The organism is Polaromonas sp. (assembly GCF_031411155.1).
In the GTDB taxonomy this organism is placed as follows: domain Bacteria; phylum Pseudomonadota; class Gammaproteobacteria; order Burkholderiales; family Burkholderiaceae_C; genus Polaromonas.
In genome coordinates, this window is the sequence record NZ_JANOAL010000276.1 from 1 (window position 1) to 2,545 (window position 2,545).

The following is a 2,545-nucleotide window of genomic DNA, read 5'->3' on the forward strand; positions in this document are numbered from 1 at the left end:
CGGCAGCCCCGGGAGGCGTTTGAAGCCGCCTATGCCGACATCGCCCGCGGTGTCGCCGACTGGGCGCCGCGCATCAGGCAACTGGGCTAAGCCCCCGTCTCAAGCACCCGACTCAAGAAATAGTTAGCGAATGAATTCTCAACAAGCCAATCCCCTGCCTTTTGCCTCGGCCCTGCCTGCTGCGGGCGACGGCGACGATGTCCACCTGCTTGACCTGCTCGACGTGGTGCTGGATCACCGCTGGCTGATTGCGGTGGTGACCGCTTTGTTTATCGTGGGCGGGGTGGCTTACGCGCTGATGAGCACGCCCATTTACGAAGCCGATATCCTGATCCAGGTCGAGGAAAGCAAGGGCGGCAATGCCGGCAGCCTGCTGGGCGATGCGGCCAGCCTGTTTGAAATCCGCTCCCCGGCCTCGGCCGAGATCGAGATCCTGCGCTCGCGCCTGGTGGTGGGCCAGGCCGTGCAAAACCTGCAGCTCGACCTGAGCGTCAGCCCGCGCTACGTGCCCGTCATCGGGCGCTGGCTGTCGCGCCGCGCCAGCGAGCCCTCCAATCCCGGTTTCATGGGCTTTGGCGGCTATGTCAGCGGCACCGAAGCGCTCAAGGTGGGCGAGTTCGAGGTGCCGGGCGCGCTGGAGGGCGAACGCTTTGTGGTGCGGCTGACCGAGCAGGGCTACAGCCTGCTTTCGCCCGAGGGGGTGGTGCTGGGTCAGGCGGCGGCAGGCCAGCCGCTGGTGTTCACCGACAAGGGGCAGCAGGGCCGGCTGCTGGTCGCGGCGGCCGTGGGCAAGCCGGGCGCCGAGTTTTACCTGATCCGTTCCTCGCGACTGAAAATCACCGAAGAGCTGCAGCGCAGCCTGAGAATCGCCGAGCTCGGCAAGCAGTCGGGCGTGATCCAGGGCAGCCTGGAAGGCAGCGATCCCGGCAAAATCACCCGCGTGCTGAATGAAGTGGGCTCGCTGTACGTGCGCCAGAACGTCGAGCGCAAGGCCGCCGAGGCCGAAAAATCGCTGGGCTTCCTGGGCACGTTTTTGCCGCAGCTGCGCCAGCAGCTCGAAGAATCCGAGAACAAGTTCAACCAGTTCCGCAACCGCCATGGCACCTTTGACCTCAGTGCCGAGGCGGGCGCCTTGCTCAGCAAGGGCGTCACGCTGCAAGCTAGCCTGCTGGAGCTGCAGCAAAAGCGCAAGGAGCTGGAGGCCCGCTTTACCGCCCAGCACCCCAGCATTCAGACCATCGACGCGCAAATCAGAACCCTCAACGGCGAGTTGTCCGAACTCAGCGGCAAGGCCAAGTCTTTCCCCAATGTCGAGCAAGACCTGCTGCGCCTGACGCGCGACGTCAAGGTCAACAACGAGCTCTATGTCAGCCTGCTCAACAGTTCCCAGCAGCTGCGGCTGGTGAAGGAGGGCAAGGTCGGCAACGTGCGGGTGGTCGACGTGGCCGCCGTGCCTCAGGCGCCCGTCAAGCCCAAGCGCTCGCTGGTGATGGCGATGGCCGCTGTGCTGGGCCTGGTGGCCGGGCTGGCGCTGGCCTTTTTGCGCAACAGCCTGCGCCCCGGCATCAGGGACCCGCTCGACATCGAGCAGCATGTCGGCCTGCCCGTGTTTGCCACCATTCCGCATTCCGAGGCCCAGGTGCGCCAGGACAAAAACGTGCGCGCCAGGGCCGCCGGCATCCATGTGCTGGCGGTGGCCGAGCCGCAGGACGCGTCCATCGAGAGTCTGCGCAGCCTGCGCACCGCCCTGCAGTTCGCCATGCTCGACGCGACCAGCAACATCGTGCTGGTCACCGGCCCCACGCCGGGCATCGGCAAATCGTTCACCAGCGTCAACTTTGCGGCGGTGCTCGGTGCGGCCGACAAAAAAGTGCTGCTCATCGATGCCGACCTGCGCAAGGGCCACCTGAACCTGTACTTTGGCCAAAAACGCGAACGCGGCCTGAGCGAGGTCCTCAGTGGCAGTTTGCCGCTGGCCGACGTCTTGCGCCGCAATGCCGCGCCGAACGTCGACTTTCTGTCCACCGGCACCATGCCGCCCAACCCGGCCGAGCTGCTGATGACGCCTGCAACCCAGACGCTGCTGCAGCAACTGGCCGGCCAGTACGACCTCATCATCATCGACACGCCGCCGGTGCTGGCCGCCTCCGACACCGCCATCCTGGCCCCGCTGGCCGGCGTGGTGTTCATGGTGGCACGGGCCGACGTGACCAGCCTGGGCGAGCTGCAGGAGTCGGCCAAGCGCTTGCAGCAAAGCGGCGTGCACACCCGCGGCGTGATCTTCAACGGCCTGGACATGGACAAGCGCCGCTACGGTTATGGCGTCGGCAACAAATATGGCCGCTACCGTTACCTGAACTACAAATACTGAGGCCGTTTTTACCCATGCTCCAGGTCGCGTCCGCCACCCCCGTGCCGCAGCACATCGCCGTCATCATGGACGGCAACCGCCGCTGGGCCAGCCAGCGCGGCCTGCCCAAGGCCATTGGCCATGCCAGCGGGGCCAAGCGCATTCGCGGGCTGGTTGAGGCCTGCTCCGAGCGCG

At 65.9% G+C, this 2,545-nt stretch carries 2 protein-coding genes; both read left to right on the forward strand.

Annotation, left to right across the window (positions count from 1 at the left end; translation table 11 throughout):
• Positions 1-130 precede the first annotated feature (130 nt).
• Positions 131-2,371, forward strand: a complete 2,241-nt coding sequence (locus RMO23_RS16590) for a polysaccharide biosynthesis tyrosine autokinase (protein WP_309683776.1) — start codon at positions 131-133, stop codon at positions 2,369-2,371.
• Between the two features lie 65 nt (positions 2,372-2,436).
• A partial coding sequence (locus RMO23_RS16595; protein ID WP_309683778.1) for an undecaprenyl diphosphate synthase family protein occupies positions 2,437-2,545 on the forward strand: 109 nt, incomplete at its 3' end.

Bases quoted from the DNA above. Each gene is read 5' to 3' on its own strand.
- RMO23_RS16590 (WP_309683776.1), top strand. From the start codon at position 131: ATGAATTCTCAACAAGCCAATCCCCTGCCTTTTGCCTCGGCCCTGCCT.